Annotated in this window: 14 protein-coding genes; 8 read left to right on the plus strand and 6 right to left on the minus strand. The window is 29.0% G+C overall.

What is annotated here, in order from left to right; all coding sequences use genetic code 11:
- Positions 1 to 2: 2 nt before the first annotated feature.
- From MHN29_RS11740 to MHN29_RS11755, 4 genes are all read right to left on the minus strand, one after another.
- Positions 3 to 914 (minus strand): helix-hairpin-helix domain-containing protein, encoded by a 912-nt coding sequence (locus MHN29_RS11740; protein ID WP_235275837.1) that lies wholly within the window; start codon positions 912 to 914, stop codon positions 3 to 5.
- Positions 915 to 926: 12 nt separating this feature from the next.
- On the minus strand, positions 927 to 2,525 hold the full coding sequence (locus tag MHN29_RS11745) for a sodium:alanine symporter family protein (protein WP_235275838.1): 1,599 nt from the start codon (positions 2,523 to 2,525) through the stop codon (positions 927 to 929).
- A gap of 158 nt (positions 2,526 to 2,683) precedes the next feature.
- Positions 2,684 to 3,688: a TrkA family potassium uptake protein gene (locus MHN29_RS11750; protein ID WP_235275839.1), complete on the minus strand. Its 1,005-nt coding sequence runs from the start codon at positions 3,686 to 3,688 to the stop codon at positions 2,684 to 2,686.
- A complete protein-coding gene (locus MHN29_RS11755; RefSeq protein ID WP_235275840.1) occupies positions 3,685 to 3,912 on the minus strand; it encodes a PspC domain-containing protein in 228 nt (75 codons plus the stop codon). The genes MHN29_RS11750 and MHN29_RS11755 overlap by 4 nt, the downstream gene beginning before the upstream one ends.
- Positions 3,913 to 4,023: 111 nt before the next feature.
- Between MHN29_RS11755 and uvrA the strand changes: the two genes are divergently transcribed.
- Positions 4,024 to 6,846: an excinuclease ABC subunit UvrA gene (gene uvrA / locus MHN29_RS11760; protein WP_235275841.1), complete on the plus strand. Its 2,823-nt coding sequence runs from the start codon at positions 4,024 to 4,026 to the stop codon at positions 6,844 to 6,846.
- A gap of 4 nt (positions 6,847 to 6,850) precedes the next feature.
- On the opposite strand, the gene MHN29_RS11765 is transcribed toward uvrA, so the two are convergent.
- Together MHN29_RS11765 and MHN29_RS11770 are read right to left on the minus strand one after the other, a co-directional pair.
- On the minus strand, positions 6,851 to 7,645 hold the full coding sequence (locus tag MHN29_RS11765) for a CDC27 family protein (protein ID WP_235275842.1): 795 nt from the start codon (positions 7,643 to 7,645) through the stop codon (positions 6,851 to 6,853).
- Positions 7,642 to 8,199 (minus strand): RNA polymerase sigma factor, encoded by a 558-nt coding sequence (locus MHN29_RS11770; RefSeq protein ID WP_235275843.1) that lies wholly within the window; start codon positions 8,197 to 8,199, stop codon positions 7,642 to 7,644. Before MHN29_RS11770 ends, MHN29_RS11765 begins: the two co-directional genes overlap by 4 nt.
- 107 nt (positions 8,200 to 8,306) lie before the next feature.
- On the opposite strand from MHN29_RS11770, the gene MHN29_RS11775 reads away from it, so the two are divergent.
- From MHN29_RS11775 to MHN29_RS11805, 7 genes are all read left to right on the plus strand, one after another.
- Positions 8,307 to 8,813 (plus strand): hypothetical protein, encoded by a 507-nt coding sequence (locus MHN29_RS11775; RefSeq protein ID WP_235275844.1) that lies wholly within the window; start codon positions 8,307 to 8,309, stop codon positions 8,811 to 8,813.
- Between the two features lie 4 nt (positions 8,814 to 8,817).
- A complete protein-coding gene (locus MHN29_RS11780; RefSeq protein WP_235275845.1) occupies positions 8,818 to 11,466 on the plus strand; it encodes a CHAT domain-containing protein in 2,649 nt (882 codons plus the stop codon).
- 217 nt (positions 11,467 to 11,683) lie between these two features.
- Positions 11,684 to 14,122: a CHAT domain-containing protein gene (locus tag MHN29_RS11785; protein ID WP_235275846.1), complete on the plus strand. Its 2,439-nt coding sequence runs from the start codon at positions 11,684 to 11,686 to the stop codon at positions 14,120 to 14,122.
- Positions 14,123 to 14,237: 115 nt separating this feature from the next.
- Positions 14,238 to 14,738 carry a hypothetical protein gene (locus tag MHN29_RS11790; protein WP_235275847.1) on the plus strand — a complete coding sequence of 167 codons (501 nt, stop codon included), beginning with the start codon at positions 14,238 to 14,240 and terminating at the stop codon, positions 14,736 to 14,738.
- A gap of 259 nt (positions 14,739 to 14,997) precedes the next feature.
- The gene (locus tag MHN29_RS11795) at positions 14,998 to 16,596 is read left to right on the plus strand and encodes a vitamin K epoxide reductase family protein (protein ID WP_235275848.1); all 1,599 of its coding nucleotides are present in this window, start codon (positions 14,998 to 15,000) and stop codon (positions 16,594 to 16,596) included.
- Positions 16,597 to 16,723: 127 nt separating this feature from the next.
- Positions 16,724 to 16,975, plus strand: a complete 252-nt coding sequence (locus tag MHN29_RS11800; RefSeq protein WP_235275849.1) for a hypothetical protein — start codon at positions 16,724 to 16,726, stop codon at positions 16,973 to 16,975.
- Positions 16,976 to 17,049: 74 nt separating this feature from the next.
- A complete protein-coding gene (locus tag MHN29_RS11805; protein WP_235275149.1) occupies positions 17,050 to 19,236 on the plus strand; it encodes a peptidase domain-containing ABC transporter in 2,187 nt (728 codons plus the stop codon).
- Positions 19,237 to 19,308: the final 72 nt, after the last annotated feature.

Below are 19,308 nucleotides of genomic sequence, written 5' to 3' on the forward strand. Positions count from 1 at the left end.
GTTTATTTTGCTTCCAAATATAAAACTATTCTCTCGTATTTATCTACTGGGAATCCATCTATATTTTTTAATTCTGATATATCTTGTAATTCTGCCACTTCATCTCTGTATTCAAAAATCTTTTTACATAAATCATAATCTATATATGGATTTTTAAGCACTTCTTTAAACGTAGCCGTATTTACATTTATTTTTTCAATCTTAGGTTTTCTATCTATTTTAAACTTTGATAAAATATCATTGATTATTTCTTTATCCAACTCCCAAACTTCATTCAATTGCTCTTTATAAGTAAATCCTTGTATCTTCTTTCTATATTTTAAAATACGTGCAGCAATAACCTCGCCAACTCCATTTATTGTTTCAAAATCTTTTTTTGTTGCTTTATTTATATCATTAGTTGAAACTAATTTTACTTTATTTTCAATAGTATTAGATTCTATCTTATTTCTATTAACAAGCAAAGCTCTCTTTTCTTTTTCCCGCTTATTTCTATTAACAACCCAATCTGGAAATTTAAAATATGGAGCAATTTTATTCAAAAGACTATCGGACACCTCGGTTACTTTTTGGAACTCTTTTTTAGAATTCACATATTTATTTAGGTTTCTATAAGCATGTAATCTATCTATTTCTTCTACAGACATCCCTAACTGATATCCTTTGTAATCCGTAATGTAATTTGGATTGAAAGGATATAACTTAAACTTTCTTTTTTCTATAGCTATTCTTTTTAAGCTGTCAATCTTATTTTTAAAGACTAATAACTCTTCTGTATCATTGTTAATTATGTCGTTTGAAGAAAAGTCTACGAACAAATAAACACTTTGCAATGTAACTATTAGTATTATTAAAAAGAAAATCCCATTTCTTTGGCGTTTGTTATACCAGAAATGGGATTTAATATTTTTCATCGTTTTTCTTTTTTAGCTTTTTATCGCATCAAGATAACGTTTTAATTGCTTTTTCACAATTGGGAATAAGAAATATAATCCTACCATATTAGGGAAAATCATCGCAAAAATCATTGCATCTGAGAATTTCCAGATAGATCCCATACTTGCTGCTGCTCCAATAATTACAAAAATTAAGAACAATACTTTATATGTTAAATCTGCAGCCTTACCTCTACCAAATAAGAATTTCCAAGATTGTAATCCATAGTAAGACCAAGAAATCATTGTTGAAACCGCAAATAATACTACCGCTATTGTTAAGAACACATTAGAATAAGGTATATATTGAGCAAAAGCTTTCGATGTAATTCCAGCTCCTTCATATGCTACTCCATCAATTAATACTGCTCCAGAACCGTTTCCTCCATATTGGAATACAGCACCATCTCCACCACCAAAGTTAAAGATAATAATTACTAAAGCTGTCATAGTACAAATAACCACGGTATCAATAAATGGTTCTAATAATGCTACTAATCCTTCAGATGCTGAATATTTAGTTTTTACAGCTGAGTGTGCAATTGAAGCCGAACCTGCTCCTGCCTCATTCGAAAATGCGGCTCTTTGGAACCCTACTAATAACACTCCCATTATGGTACCTACTCCCATTGCAGTAGGGCTAAACGCTTCTTTAAAGATTAATCCGAAAGCATCATCAATAAAACTAAAGTTACTAAATATAATATACAAACATGCTAATAAGTACATTACTGCCATAAAGGGTACAACCTTCTCTGTTACAGAAGCAATTCTTTTAATTCCTCCAATAATAATAATACCTACTAAAACAGCTAAAACTACTCCAATGATAGCTCCGGCACTTGTACTCTCTAATCCTAATAATTCTTTTAAAACTATTGTAGCTTGATTCGACTGTGCTGCATTACCACCACCAAAAGAACCTCCAATACAGAAAATAGCAAAAAATATAGCTGCTACCTTTCCTAACATTTCGAAACCTCTCTCTTTTAAACCTTTGCTTATATAGTACATTGGTCCTCCATATACAGTACCATCACTACCTACATCTCTATATTGAACTCCTAAAGTACATTCTACAAATTTTGTAGACATTCCTAATAATCCACAAACAATCATCCAAAATGTAGCACCTGGTCCTCCCAAAGCAATTGCTAAAGCAACCCCTGCTATATTTCCATTTCCTACTGTACCTGAAACTGCTGTTGCTAATGCTTGGAAATGCGAAACCTCTCCTTCTTCACTCTCATCTCTAATTGTTTCAATTGAATCTCCACCTGGAGTAACATCTCCATAAGCTGGTTCTACTACTGCATGATCTACTTCATCATACTTTCCTCTAACAACATTAATAGCTGTTTTAAAGTGAAGAATATTTGGAAATTTAAAATATATTGTAAAAAATAACGCACTTCCTACTAGTAATATTAATACAAAAGGAATTCCAAAAACTTGAAAGAAAATAGCGTTAAAAAAAGTATCAGCAATTGGTTGAAACGCTTCATCTATACGTTGGTCTAAACCTTTTTCTTGTGCAAATGTTAACATCGGTACTATCATTAGTAGTAACGTGAGAAGTTTTTTATTCATGATTTTTGTGTTGGTTTTTTTGAATTAGTAGCCCGCAATATCTTAAAAAAATGTACTTTCAACAAGTTTTAATCGTTAAATGTAATTTTTACTTGAGATTTATTTAAAATTTTAACGGTTTTTATTTATTTATTTTTAAGAAAACTCATATTAATTTACTAGAACAATTCTCTAAGTTTTATAATTTGTTCTGGACGACCTAATACAATCAAATTAGCTCCTGCTGTTAGTCTTACAGAAGCTTCTGGGTTAATAATATATTCTTTTTCTAAAGTCCTGTACCCTATCACAGTACAACCTGTTTTTTTTCGTAAATCTAAATCTAAAATAGTCTTATCTAAATATTCGTGAGGTAAATTATCAATAGCTATTTCTTCTAAATTCGCTGTAGTATCTCCTTCTATTGTTAACCTATCTACAAACTCAATAACATCTGGAGTAACTACCAAAGAAGCCATATGTGCTCCTCCTAACTTATCTGGCATAATTACATTATCTGCACCAGCTATTTTAAGTTTATTATAAGAAGTTTCTTTAGAAGCCCTACTTATTATTTTACAATTTTTATTTAACTGATTTGCTGTTAACACAACAAATAAGTTATCTGCATCCGAAGGCAAAGCCGTTATTAAATTACTAGCATTTAAAATCCCTGCTCGTATTAATGTTTCATCTGTAGTTGCATCTCCTTCAATATTCAGGATTCCTTTTTCATCAAGTAATTTAATTATACTCTCATCCTTCTCTACTACTACAAAATCTTTCTTATAACTATTTAGTTTTGAAATTGCTTGTTTCCCATTTCTTCCAAAACCACAAACTATTGTATGCCCTTGTAATTTTTCTATTTTTTTTTGCACTTTTTTTATTTTTAAACGGTGAAAAAATTGCCCACTTATTAAGTATTCTGAAAATGACGATACCGCATATCCGAAAATAAAAAGGCTCGATAATATTAATCCTATTGTAAAAACCTTCTCTCCTGTTCCAAATGGATGTACTTCACCAAAACCAATGGTAGTTATGGTTATTACAGTCATATACAAAGCATCAATAAAAGAGTAATCAAATAACAAAGCATAGCCAGCTACACCAATTGTTAAAATTAGTATTGAGAAAAAGATGGCTTTATATAACCTTGATCGAAATACCCTTTTTATCATAAATCAAATACCGAAGTTCTTTTTGTATAGATCATATCTTTCAATTTCAATAAAAATGCTAGAATAAGGTATACTCCAAAAGACAGTCCTATTGTTACAAAAGACATATAAATAAAAAACAAACGTACATTACTCGTTCTAATCCCTAAACGATCTGCAAACCTTGAAGATACTGCAAAACCATGTCGTTCAAAAAAATGACGTACCGAGTCAATTAATTTCATATTAATCCGTTTTTTATGGCAAGATACCAATTTACAGCGATTTGTTAATAACATCGGTATTAAAATAAGTTTGGTTTTGGTAACTTTGCTTTTTTCTGAAAAATAGGCACTTTGAAAGAACAAGAATACATTGAGGTATACGGAGCTAGGGCTCACAACTTAAAAAACATCGACGTAAAAATACCACGTGAAAAACTAGTTGTTATTACTGGTTTAAGTGGTAGTGGTAAATCTTCCTTAGCATTTGATACTATTTATGCTGAAGGTCAACGTAGATATATTGAAACTTTTTCTGCTTATGCTCGTCAATTCTTGGGCGGGTTAGAAAGACCTGACGTAGATAAAATAGATGGACTTTCTCCTGTTATTTCGATTGAACAGAAAACTACCAATAAAAGTCCTCGTTCTACCGTAGGTACTATTACAGAAATTTACGATTTTTTACGTTTACTTTTCTCTCGTGCCGCCGATGCCTATTCTTACAATACTGGAGAAAAAATGGTGAGTTATTCTGACCAACAAATAAAAGATCTGATTCTTAAAGATTTTGCCGATAAACGTATTGCTATTCTTGCCCCTTTAATCAAATCGAGAAAAGGACATTATCGTGAGTTGTTTGAACAAATTTCTAAACAAGGTTTTGTTCGTGTTCGTGTTGATGGTGAGATTAGAGAAATTGAAAAAGGAATGAAACTAGATCGATACAAAACTCACGATATTGAAGTAGTTATTGATCGATTAGTTGTTAATCCTTCTTCCGACAAAAGATTGGAAGAAACTATAAAAACAGCATTATATACTGGTAATAATATTTTAATGGTTATTGATGTTGATGATGAAAAACCTCGTTATTTTAGTAGAGAGTTAATGTGTCCTACATCTGGGATTGCTTATCCAAACCCAGAACCAAATACTTTTTCTTTTAACTCACCAAAAGGAGCTTGTTCTCATTGTAATGGTCTCGGAATTACTAATGAAATTAATCAATTAAAAATAATTCCAGACGCTAGTATTTCTATAAAAAATGGAGGAATTGTTCCTTTAGGAGAGCAAAAAAATAGTTGGATTTTTAAACAACTACAAAGTATTGCTGAACGATACAAGTTTAAATTAAGCGACCCTATTAATAAAATTCCTAAAGAGGCCATGGAAATTATTTTAAATGGTGGTAAGGAAAAATTTGAAATAAAATCTAAAGCTGCTGGGGTTACTAGAAAATATGAAATTGACTTTGAAGGAATTATTTCTTTTATTCAAAATCAATATAAAAACGCTGAAAGTTCAACTATAAAAAGATGGGCTAAAGGCTTTATGGATGAAGTTAAATGTTCAACTTGTGAAGGAAAACGACTAAAAAAAGAAGCGCTTCACTTTAAAATTACTGATAAAAGCATTAGTGATTTAGCGCAAATGGATGTTGTTGAATTAGCGAATTGGTTTTCTACCATAGAAGATAAATTAACTGAAAAACAACTAACTATTGCTTCTGAAATTTTAAAAGAAATTAGAACCAGAGTCCAATTTTTATTAGATGTAGGTCTTGATTATTTAACCATTGACAGAACATCTAAATCATTATCTGGTGGTGAAGCTCAACGTATTCGTTTGGCTACGCAAATTGGTTCTCAACTTGTTGGTGTTTTATATATTTTAGATGAACCTAGTATTGGTTTACATCAACGAGATAATGAAAAGTTAATTCAATCACTTATAAAACTAAGAGATGTTGGAAATTCTGTTTTAGTTGTAGAACACGACAAAGACATGATTGAACAAGCCGACTTTGTATTAGACATAGGGCCTGGTGCTGGACGCCATGGAGGTGAAATTGTTAGTGAAGGAACTTTTGACGATTTAAAATCTCATAGTACTTTAACTGCTGATTATTTGACTGAAAGAAAAGAAATCGCTGTTCCTAAAGAAAGAAGAAAAGGAAACGGGAACTTTATCAAGCTTACAGGAGCTACAGGTAATAACTTAAAAAATGTTAGTGTTACTTTTCCTCTTGGACAAATGATTTGTGTTACTGGTGTTTCTGGTAGTGGAAAGTCTACTTTAATTAACGAAACACTTTATCCTATTTTAAATGCTCATATTTATCGTGGTGTAAAAAAACCTATGCCTTATAAAAAGATTGAAGGTTTAGAGCATATTGATAAAGTAATTGATATTGATCAATCACCAATTGGAAGAACTCCAAGATCTAATCCTGCTACTTATACAGGTACTTTTGGTGAAATTAGAAGTTTGTTTGCAAAAACCCCTGAAGCTTCAATTCGTGGTTATAAACCTGGTCGCTTTAGTTTTAATGTAAAGGGTGGTCGTTGTGAAACTTGTCAAGGTGGTGGAGTACGTGTTATTGAAATGAACTTTTTACCTGATGTTCATGTAGAATGTGAAACTTGTCAAGGAAAACGTTTTAATAGAGAAACTTTAGAAATTAGGTATAAAGGAAAATCTATTTCTGATGTTTTAGAGATGACCATTAATGAAGCTACTGAGTTTTTCGAACACATTCCTAAAATATTCAGAAAATTAAAAACCATTAAAGATGTTGGTTTAGGCTATATTACACTAGGTCAACAATCTACTACTCTTTCTGGTGGAGAAGCACAACGTATAAAACTAGCTACTGAATTATCTAAAAGAGATACGGGTAATACTTTCTACATCTTAGATGAACCTACCACTGGTTTACATTTTGAAGATATTCGTGTTTTAATGGATGTATTAAACCGATTAACCGACAAAGGAAATACTGTTTTAATTATTGAGCATAACCTTGATGTTATCAAACTTGCCGATCATATTATTGATGTTGGTATGGAAGGGGGTAAAGGTGGTGGGCAAATTTTAACTACAGGTTCTCCAGAGAAAGTAGCTAAACATAAAACTAGTTATACTGCCAAGTTTTTAAAGAAAGAACTAAACTAGATTCTTAATCTAGTTTAGTTAATAACTCTTTAGCTTCTTTATGTTTAAAGTAGTTGTTTTCTATAATGAAATTCAACTCTTTTTTAGCTTTATCTAATTGGTTCGCTTTTATAAATAACAAGCTTTTATACCAATATCCTTTTTGAGCATCTAACAAGTCACTGTTTATTAAACTATTTAAAGTTTCTTCTGCTTCTTGAAATTTCTGAAGCTCTATTTGGCATACAGCTGTATATAAATAAAGAGAAGTCATGTTTTTGTTACTAGCTAACTCCTTTATAAAAATAGGTAAAGCTTCAGTATACTTTTTTTCTTTAAAATAAGTTTCAGCTTCTACTAACCCTTTAACAGCTTCTCCTTCTCCTCTAGTTACAGTTGAATATATTTCATTTTGTTGAATATACTCCGCATACAACTCATTTGGTGTAGATTTCACCGTAAAAAATAAGCTATACCCTACAAAAAGTAATGCTATACTGGCAGCTGCAAAAGAAACTAACTTTATTATATTTCTCTTAGGTTTCTTATACTCATTACTTGCTAGAGCTATAGACTCTTTAATATTTTTTATCTCATCACTTCTAAAAACACTCTCAAGTTCTTCAAGCTCATCAAAATTTACATTTTCAGAAAAACTCCAATCATTTTCATCTAATGTTTCAAAAAGCTGCTTTTCAAAAGCTACTTTTTCTCTTAAAGTAACATCATTAGCCATTTTCTCTAAAAAATCTTTTCTTTCATCATCTGAAAGTTGATCTTTTAAATATTTTTCTATTAAAATATCCTCTTCTAAACTCATAACTCTATTAATGAAGTATATCTAATATCATTTTTAATTAACTCTGTAAGCTTTTTTTTACATTTAAAAACTCGCTGTCTTACAACAGTTTCAGAACTATAATCTGTACTCTCTACTATTTCTGCATAAGGTACTTTTGCAAAAAAATATGATAATATTTTCCTACAATTTTCCGAAATCATGTCTAACTTTTCTATAAATAGCTCTTGTCTTTTCAACTCTAAGTATGCTAATGAATTATCTCGTTCTTCACTTACTAGTTCAATAACTTCATCATTTGTTACCTTCCTTTTATGTTTATTTAATTCTCTACGCCATAAATTTTTACATACGGTATACAAATACGCATTAAAGCTAGATTTTATTTCAAACTTCTCTTTCTTATATCTAACAGCAATTTGAAGTAATGCTTTCTGAAAAATATCTTCAGCATCAGCAATACTTCCTTTATTTTGAAGCACAAATTTTTTTACAGTCGTAAAATTCTCTTGATAAATAACAATTATTTTTTTAGAGTCCCCATCAACAAGTGCTTTTAAAAAAACGTCTCCCATTATTTTAAATAATTATTGATAGGCTAAAATAAACTTTTATATTTGAACTCGGGTAACTTTTTTTGTTCTTAGGAACAGAGAGGTAAGAAAACAAAACATTTTATTTTATGAAGAAATTGAATTTAACATTCAAGGTTACGCTATTGTTTATAGCTTTTTTAACATGTAGTTTTATTGCAAAAAACGACATTAATTTAACAACAGAAAAAACAACAACTTCAAAAGAAACGACTGTACAGTACACTAACAAAGTACTTATTATGCATCCTGCTGGTTCAACTGCTTCTGATAAACTTCAAACAAGAAATTGTATTGCTAGCAATGTTGGAGCTATTAGTATGGTAACTCAATGTCCTAACAACCCTAATGTAGAAATTATAACTTTTACTTGGGTACAAATACCAATAGGAACTTCTGGATTAAGTGGTGGTGATGATGACGATGATGATGAACTAGCTAATGGATATTTTAATACCGAAAATGGCCCTCAAATTATTTCAGCATCAGAATTAAATAATAGAATAGGTCGCTGTTCTAATATCATTGCTTATGGTATTGGTGTTTCAGATTGTTCTGGACCATTACCAATAGACCCTACTAATATAGGAATGTAAGAATATGAAAAATATACTATCCGCTTTTTTTATCCTATTCGTTTTTTTTCATGTGAATGGACAAACCTACACGGAAAAAAAGGCGGACAGTATATTAAATAGTATCCCAATAAAGGATACCAATTATGCTAAAATAGCCCATGACATTTCTTTTTATTTTTATAAGGAAAAAAAGGATTACCATTTAGGTATTAAATATGGTAAGATAGAAATTAATACCCTCGAACAAAATGAAATCAAAAACGATAGTGTTTATGCTAATGCTTTATACAATGTAGGAAAATTTCATTATAAATTAAAAGATTATCAAAATGCTATCACATATTACTCAAAAGTTCTTAAAACTAAAGACTTCCCTTTAAGAAAAGCGCAAGCCTATTGTGCCTTAGGAAAATGTTATCGAATCACCGGAGATCTCTATAAATCTTTCGACTATTATTTAAAGGGAATTCCTTTGATGAAAAAGTATGCCCCATTAAAAAATTTTGTTTCTCTTTCCATTGCCTTTTCTCTTGTTTGTAAAGAAATTGATTCTAAGAAAAGTAATAACATTGGAATTGTTTTTTTAAACAAAATAGATAGTATTTTAAAACTTAAGCCTGAACTAAAAACCCCTATTAAATATTACTCTCTCAATGTTAATTTAGCTAATCTGTATGCTTCTAAAAAATCTTACAATTATAATAAAGCCAAATACTATTATCTAAAAAACTTAAATAAAGCAACGTTAGAAAATAATAAATTAATTATGGCTAACTCCTACCTTAATTTAGGAGAGCTATATTTAAATAAGGAAAATGACAGTTGTTTATATTTATTAAAAAAGAGTACTCAATTTAAAGTTAAACAAAAAAGTATCACTTCTGAAGGCTATAGAAATTTAGCCAATTATTATACTTCAAAAGAAAATTATGATCTAGCTTTAAAAAACATAAATGAATCCCTTAACATTAGTTTTAACACTAAAAACAATAATATAATCCCCCAGTTATCTGATGAATCTTTATTAAAAGTTTTAGAAAAAAGAAATGTGTCAAGAGCTTTAAAGAGTAAGGTAGAGATTTTAATTCATTTGTATAAAGAGACTAAAGACTCTAATTATTTAGAAGAGGCTATTGAAACAGTTAATATTGCTGATAATTTAATCACAACAACCATAAACTTTAGTACTGAAAACAACACTCTTTTTTTATGGAGGCAAGTAGTTTCTGACATTTATACACTCGGGGTTCGAGTATCGTATTTACTAAACAGCAACTCTTTAATGTTTAGTTTTATAGAAAAAAATAAAGCTTTTTTATTAGCTACTGAAATTAGTAGTAATCTTAAAAATCTTAAACTTCCATTAGAAATAACTTCTAGAGATCTTACTTTCAAAAAAAACATTCTAAAACTAGAAAGTAATAAAACTAATAATCAAATAAAAGACTCCTTATTTAATTTAAAAGAGAAATATACTTTCTTTAAAGATTCTGTTAGTAGATTATACCCTCAGTATAAAAATTCTAAAAACCGAGAAATACTTTCTTTAAACCAAGTTACTGAGCAATTATCCGACAACGAAGTTATAATCTCTTATGCCTTAAATAGTTTGAATTATGGAAAAGAAAAAACTACTTTATTTGGTCTATTAATATCTAAGAAGAAAAATATTTCTTTTAAAATTAAAAAAGCTCCACAAGTTTTAAACTTATTAAAAAATTACAAAACACTTATTTCTAAGCCACTTACTACAAAAATTGAGTTAGATTCTTTTAATAAAGTTGCTTATTCTCTATATGAACTTCTATTTCCTTCAAAAGAAATTAGAGAGCATCTTCAAAATAAAAACATTACTATTATTCCAGACACCAATCTTGAAAACGTTCCTTTTGAAGCTTTAAACACGAATAAAAATGGATTAAATTATTTAATTGAAACATGTAATATTAGCTATGTATATTCTATTTCTTTTTCCAAATTTAATTCTAACATTCAAAGAAAAAACACAAATGATTTTGTAGGATTTGCCCCTATTGAATTTAAGGGTTCAAAAAAAACTCCTTTAAAACATTCGAAACAAGAAATACTAAATATCAATGAGTTGATTAGTGGAGACGTTTTCACAAATTCAAATGCAAGTAAAGAAAACTTTTTAAAACAAAGTTCTCAATCAAAAATTATTCATCTTGCTACGCATGCTAATTCTGAAGGCAATCCGTCTATTGATTTTTATGACCAAAAACTTGAATTACACGAACTATACACCTACAAGAACAATGCTGACTTAGTAGTTTTAAGTGCTTGTGAAACCAATTTAGGTGAAATTAAAAAAGGTGAAGGTGTATTAAGCTTAGCTAGAGGGTTCTTTTATTCTGGGGCTAATACAGTTGTTTCTTCTCTATGGAATGTAAATGACACATCTACTTCCTTTTTAATGAAGAAGTTTTACGAAAATTTAAAAAACAAACAATCTAAAATAGATGCTTTAAATAATGCCAAAAGAACTTATTTAGAATCTCATTCGCTATCTGAAAAGTCGCCATATTATTGGGCTTCCTTTGTTTTGATTGGCGATACTAACAATACTTTTACAACAAACTATTTTTATTTCTTATTATGTGCTTTTTTAAGCTTGGTCATACTTTTAATTTATCTTAAAAAAAAATATTAATATCAAAAAAATTACATTTTCCTTTTTTATTCTATTCCTCTCTTTTTTTGTAAATGGGCAAACTTATACAGAAAAAGAAGCGGATAGCATATTAAATAATACCCCAATAAAGGATACAAACTATGCTAAAATAGCACATGATATTTCCTATTTTTTCTATAAAAAAAAGAAAAACTATGATTTAGGTATAAAATACGGAACAATAGAAGTTAAAACATTGGATAGTTTAAATCTTATCAATAAAAATCACACCAATGCTTTATATAATTTAGGTCTACTTAATCATAAAAAAAAGCAATATAATAAAGCTATAGAGTTTTACAAAAAAGCTATAATCTCTAATGCTTACCCTCTAAAAGTTGCTCAATCCTACTGTAAATTAGGAGAATGCTTTTTTAGAAAAGGAGATTTTTATAAATCTGTTGATTATTATTTAAAAGGCTTACCTTTAATTGAAAAATATGGAACAAATAGATCAATGCTAATCCAATGTATTAGGCTATCAAATAACTGTAACAAAATGGATTCAAAAGAAGGTACAGATATTGGTATTCATTATCTTAAAAAAGCTGACAGCATAATTAAAAACACTCCTAACTATACAGTTCCATCCAATATAAAATATCCTTTATATAACTCTTTTGCAAACCTATACTCTCTTAAGCATAAATACAACTTTAAAAAAGCTAAATATTATTATTTATATAATTTAAAAAATGCATTAATAGAAAACGATAGTATAACCATAGCTAATACCTATTTAAATATCGGAGAATTATATTTAAATAAAAATAAAGACAGTAGTTTATATTTTTTAAAAAAAAGTTTAATATATGATGCTTTTTTAAAACTGGATTATTCTGAAACTTATCGAAACATAGCTAATTTTTATAAAAAAAAGAAGTTATTTAAAAAAGCTCTAAAAAATATTAATAATTCTATAAAATATAATTTTAATATTGAAAAAATTGAAGACATATACACTTTATCTACTCAAAAGTATATTAATACAAAAGATAAAAGATCTATAATCCAAGCTCTGAAGTCAAAAATAGAAATATTAGTACTACTTTATAATACAACCAAAAAGAAAACATTCTTAAATAAAACTATACAAACAGTCAGGTTAGCTAACAAAATAACAACAATTTTAATTAATTATAATACAGAAAGTGAAACTAAATTTTTATGGAGATTAGAAGTTTCAAAAATATTTGATCTAGGAATTAATGCCGCTTTTCTACTCAATAAACCTTCCATCATGTTTGAGTTTATAGAAAAAAACAAAGCTTTTTTATTAACCACTGAAATTAACAGAAATCTTAAAAATCTTAAACTTCCATTAGAAATAACTTCTAGAGATCTTACTTTCAAAAAAAACATTCTAAAACTAGAAAGTAATAAAACTAATAATCAAATAAAAGACTCCTTATTTAATTTAAAAGAGAAATATACTTTCTTTAAAGATTCTGTTAGTAGATTATACCCTCAGTATAAAAATTCTAAAAACCGAGAAATACTTTCTTTAAACCAAGTTACTGAGCAATTATCCGACAACGAAGTTATAATCTCTTATGCCTTAAATAGTTTGAATTATGGAAAAGAAAAAACTACTTTATTTGGTCTATTAATATCTAAGAAGAAAAATATTTCTTTTAAAATTAAAAAAGCTCCACAAGTTTTAAACTTATTAAAAAATTATAAAACACTTATTTCTAAGCCACTTACTACAAAAAACGAATTAGACTCTTTTAATAAAGTTGCTTATTCTCTATATGAACTTCTATTTCCTTCAAAAGAAATTAGAGAGCATCTTCAAAATAAAAACATTACTATTATTCCAGACACCAATCTTGAAAACGTTCCTTTTGAAGCTTTAAACACGAATAAAAATGGATTAAATTATTTAATTGAAACATGTAATATTAGCTATGTATATTCTATTTCTTTCTCAAAATTTAATTCTACCATTCAAAGAAAAAACACAAATGATTTTGTAGGCTTTGCCCCTATTGAATTTAAAAACTCAAAAAAAGCTCCTTTAAAACATTCGAAACAAGAAGTACTAAATATCAATGAGTTGATTAATGGTGATGTTTTCACAAATTCAAATGCTAATAAAGAAAACTTTTTAAAACAAAGTTCTCAATCAAAAATTATTCATCTAGCCACACATGCTAATTCTGAGGGCAATCCGTCTATTGATTTTTATGACCAAAAACTTGAATTACACGAACTATACACCTACAAGAACAATGCTGACTTAGTAGTTTTAAGTGCTTGTGAAACCAATTTAGGTGAAATTAAAAAAGGTGAAGGTGTATTAAGCTTAGCTAGAGGGTTCTTTTATTCTGGGGCTAATACAGTTGTTTCTTCTCTATGGAATGTAAATGACACATCTACTTCCTTTTTAATGAAGAAGTTTTACGAAAATTTAAAAAACAAACAATCTAAAATAGATGCTTTAAATAATGCCAAAAGAACTTATTTAGAATCTCATTCGCTATCTGAAAAGTCGCCATATTATTGGGCTTCCTTTATTTTGATTGGCGATACTAACAATACTTTTACAACAAAATATTTTTATTATTTATTGTATAGCTCATTAGGCATTTTACTGGTACTTCTTTTTTTCAAAAACAAACAGAAAAACTAAATTTTAAATTTCATTTTTATCAATCATTAATCATTTTTGTGATTTCCTACTTTAATCTGGGTAACAATTTTAAATATCAAGAACAAAAGAGTAAGAAAACAAAATATTTTACATTATGAAAAAACAAAATTTTAAATTTAGTTTATTACTTGTCTTATTAGCACTGTTTACTTTTAATTTCACCTATAAAGACAACTACTCTAGTAAAAAAACAAATTCTGTAAATGTAAAAAAAACACAACTTTACAGTAGAATTACCGTTACTTACAGCTCAGGAATTACTGCCAGTGAAAGAGATAATGCTAGAGCATGTATTGCAGGTATTTTTGGAAGTCCGGTTATAGAAATTGACCCATGTCCCTCAAATCCTTATGCTGAACTTTTACGTTTTCAAGACACTGGTTTTGATTCAATACCAACTGCTGGCTTAGAAGCAGGTAGCGATGATGATGACGATGAGCTTGATAGCACAAGTGGTATAAACCTTAGTGCATATGCTAATATTATAACTGAAAGTGATATTGCTTTAGCATTGAACTGTACTAATATTGTTTCTTTTTCTCCTCCTACTAGCTGCTCAACAATTAGCGATAAGAGAAATGCTCCTAGAGAATAATTAATTTTATTTTAAAAAAATGGGTAACAAACAATCAAGTATGGAACAGTATTAAAAAAACACTAAAAAAGAAAAAATCGTCATAAAGGGAATCTTGTTATGAAATAAAATTGAAGAAGTTTAGATTAAAAAAATTGCTATGAAAAAAACAAATCCAAATTACGCTCAACCATATATTTTTTAATTAAAATTAATATATTTCCAAAAACAAATCTTTTGTTTTTAATATTGCTATATACCACATTAAAAAATTTAACTTTTGAAAGACACATTAATCAATTTAGTACAGAGATTATTACAAAAAAATCGCATATCATTTGATAAAGAAGAACTATCATTTCAAATCCAAAGTCATCCTTCTTATCCAAGTTTACATGCTATAACTGGTGTTTTAGATCACTTCAATATAGAAAATGTTGCTGCCGATGTACCTGTTAATACAGAAACCTTATTACAATTACCCGATTGCTTTATAGCACAAGTAACTACAGAAAAAGGTAAAGACTTAATTGTAGTTGAAAGAAAAAAACTGGATTATACCTTGTATGATTCAGATAATAAAAAAGAAAAACTTTCAGAAAGTGATTTTCTTCAAAAGTTTACAGGAATTATTGTTGCTGTTGAAAAAACAGAAGAAAGTACTTCTGCTAAAACATCTTCAAATATAACAAGCGTTCTTGCACTAGGAGCTTTATCATTGTTAGCGCTGTTTATGGTTTATCAAAGTACTCCTTCTTTATATACAGTTGCTTATTTATTACTTTCTGTTGTAGGATTGGTAACTAGTATTGCTATTGTAAAACAAGAGTTAGGTTTAAAAACCTCTATTGGTGATGCTTTTTGTTCTGGAGCTGATGATAAAAAGGACTGTGATGCTGTTTTAACCTCTAAAGGAGCTGAAATTATTAAAGGATATAAATTAAGTGATTTTAGTATTCTATATTTTATTGGGTTAACGAGTTTAACATTCCTTCAAATAACAAATCCTGTTATTTCATATACTATAAGTTTAATAGCTATTCCAGTTACATTATATTCAATATACTATCAATATGCAGTAGTAAAAAAATGGTGTTTATTATGTTTAACTATAGTTGGAGTGTTATGGTTACAAGCTTTGACTCCTGTGTTAACTAATACTTACATCAGTAATTTTATACTTACAGATCTTGTACTATTTGGTTTTGTAGCAGTAGCTACTTGGTTAACTTGGTTCTACATAAAGCCTTTAATCACTGATGTGAATCAATTAAAAAAGGAGAAGATTGAAAATGTAAAGTTCAAAAGAAACTATACCTTATTTGAGAGTTTATTACAAAAAGCACCACAATTAAACACCCGATTAAACGATAGCAAAGAAATTGTTTTTGGAAACCCAAATTCAAGATTAGAAATTGTAATTGTTACCAATCCTTTTTGTGGACATTGTAAGCCTGTACATGAACATGTAGATGCTATTTTAAACAGGTATCAAAACAATGTAAAAATAATCATCCGTTTCAATATCAGTACTAAAGACAGTGCTAGTGATGTGGTAAAAATCACAAGTCGTTTACTTGAAATTTATAATATACAAGGAGCACCACAGTGTTTACAAGCAATGGATGAGATTTACAGTGGAGAAAAGCCTTCTGTATGGATTCAAAAATGGGGAGCGTGTACAGATGCTACAACCTATATTACTGAATTAGAAAAAGAAAATGTTTGGTGTAAGGAGAATGCAATCAATTTTACTCCAGAAATTTTAATCAATGGAAAATCGTTTCCAAAAGAATACAACAGAACAGATTTAATCTTCTTTATAGAAGACTTAGAAGAAAATAGTCAAGTTGTTATACCATTGAAAACGGTATCATAGAAATAACTTAAAAAAGCAAAGCCCTAAAAAAGGGCTTTGAATTAGAACAAAATTCTCTCGCGAAGAATAGACACAAAGGTGAGTGTCTTTAAATGTTCGCCGCAAAATAATTTTTTAAATATTGATTATGAAAAAAACAATCTTAAAACTAGGAAAAGTATTAAAAAAAGCGGAGCAAACTCAAATTCAAGGAGGAAGTCAAAGAAGACATTATGATCCAATATGTGATGGCTTAAATGAGACTCAGCATATGCCTGGGTGTCCTTGTTGGACAGACACTAATTGTAGCAACATGCCAACGTTTTATATAGATGAATTTGGGATCAAAACCCATGTTTTAAGATCAGGAACATGCCAATCTGGAACTTGTGTAGTGTAACTAAAAGATAAAAATAAATTCCCTTAAGGTAATTACACTTTATCTTAAGGGAATCAAACAACTATAAATATTCTTTGAAAAAATTTCCAAACTATAAACAAACTGAGGCCAAGGATTGTGGGCCAACATGTATCAAAATCATAGCTAAACACTATGGTAAAACAATTAACACACAACAGTTAAGAAGCTTAAGTGAAACCACTAGAGAAGGTAGTAGTTTATTAGGTTTAAGTGAAGCTGTTGAATCTATAGGTTTTAAATCTTTAGGGGTAAAACTTGCTTATAATAAATTATTAGAAGCACCATTACCTTGTATTGTACATTGGAATAAAAACCATTATGTAGTACTTTATAAAATAAAAAAAGATACCGTTTATATATCCGATCCTGCTCATGGACTCATTACTTTTACTAAAGAAGAGTTCATACAACATTGGATAGGTAATAATGCTGATGAAAACACTGAAGAAGGAATTGTTCTACTAGTAGAACCTACTCCTAAGTTTTATAGCGAAGAATTTGAAGAAGACGAAAAATTTGGATTCTCTTTCATATTCAAATACTTGTTCAAATACAAAAAATTTATTGTACAGCTAATTATAGGATTGTTAGCTGGAAGTTTATTACAATTAATCCTACCGTTTTTAACACAAAGTATTGTTGATGTTGGTATTGAAAATCAAGATTTAAATTTTGTTTACCTTATTCTATTTGCTCAACTATTCCTATTCATAGGAAAGGCTTCTTTAGAAATTATTCGAAGTTGGATTTTATTACACTTAAGTACCAGAATCAATATTTCTTTGATATCCGATTTCTTTATCAAACTAATGAAATTACCTATTTCTTATTTTGATGTAAGAATGACTGGGGATTTATTACAAAGAATCAACGATCATAAACGTATTGAGAGAATCTTAACTACATCATCATTAACCGTATTATTCTCTTTTTTCAACCTAATTATATTCAGTTTAGTACTTGGATATTATAGCTTACAAATATTTGGAGTGTTTGTACTAGGAAGTGTTTTATATTTTGGATGGGTACTTTTCTTTTTCAAAAAACGAAAAGAATTAGACTACAAACGTTTTTCACAAGTAAGTCAAGAGCAAAGTAAAGTGATTGAGCTTATCAATGGAATGCAGGAGATTAAACTTCACAATGCTGAAAGACGTATGCGTTGGAATTGGGAATATGTACAAGCTCGTTTATTTAAAGTAGCTACCAAGAGTTTAGCCTTAGAGCAAACACAAAGTGTAGGTTCTAACTTTATTAATGAACTTAAAAATATGTTCATCACAGTTTTATCAGCAAAGTTGGTTATAGACGGTCAAATAAGTTTAGGTATGATGATGGCTATTAGTTATATCGTTGGACAATTAAATGGACCAATTACTCAACTAATTAACTTTATGAGGGATGTACAAGATGCACAAATATCAGTTGATCGATTAGGAGAAATTCACAACATGGAAGATGAAGAAAATCCAAACGATGAGAAAGTAACTAATATTCCAAACAATGCTGCTATCACATTAAAAAATATCTCTTTCAGATACACAGGTGGATTAGAACCAGTACTTAAAGATTTATCACTAGAAATACCAGCGAATAAAACCACCGCTATTGTTGGAGTTAGTGGAAGTGGTAAAACAACACTAATGAAATTATTACTGGGTTTTTATCAAGTAGACAAAGGAGATATTATGATTAATAACTTCAATCTAAAGAACATCTCACAAAAGGAATGGAGAAGAAATTCAGGAGTGGTTATGCAAGAAGGATACATTTTTAATGATTCTATTGCCAAAAACATTGCTGTAGGAGAAGATTATGTAGATAAAGAAAAGTTAGCTCACGCCATTGATGTAGCCAATATTTCAGATTATATAGAAGGACTTCCTTTAGGATACAATACCAAAATAGGTAGTGAAGGAAATGGATTAAGTACAGGGCAAAAGCAACGTTTATTAATTGCACGATCTGTATACAAAAATCCGAAGTTTTTATTTTTTGATGAAGCAACTTCAGCTTTAGACGCTAACAATGAGAAGGTGATTATGGAGAAGTTAAATACATTTTTTGCTAACAAAACAGCTGTAGTAATTGCTCACAGATTAAGTACAGTAAAGAATGCACATCAAATAGTTGTATTAGACAAAGGAAATATTATAGAAAAAGGTTCACATGAAGAACTTATAAAATTAAAAGGAAGCTATTACCACCTAGTTAAAAACCAACTAGACTTAGGTAAATAACATTATATAAAGATATTCTCTCGCGAGGAATAGACACAAACCTTGAGTGTCTTTAAATGATCAAGGATTTAA

Origin of the sequence: Tenacibaculum sp. Cn5-46, assembly GCF_022347705.1 — a bacterium.
Classification (GTDB): domain Bacteria; phylum Bacteroidota; class Bacteroidia; order Flavobacteriales; family Flavobacteriaceae; genus Polaribacter; species Polaribacter aiptasiae.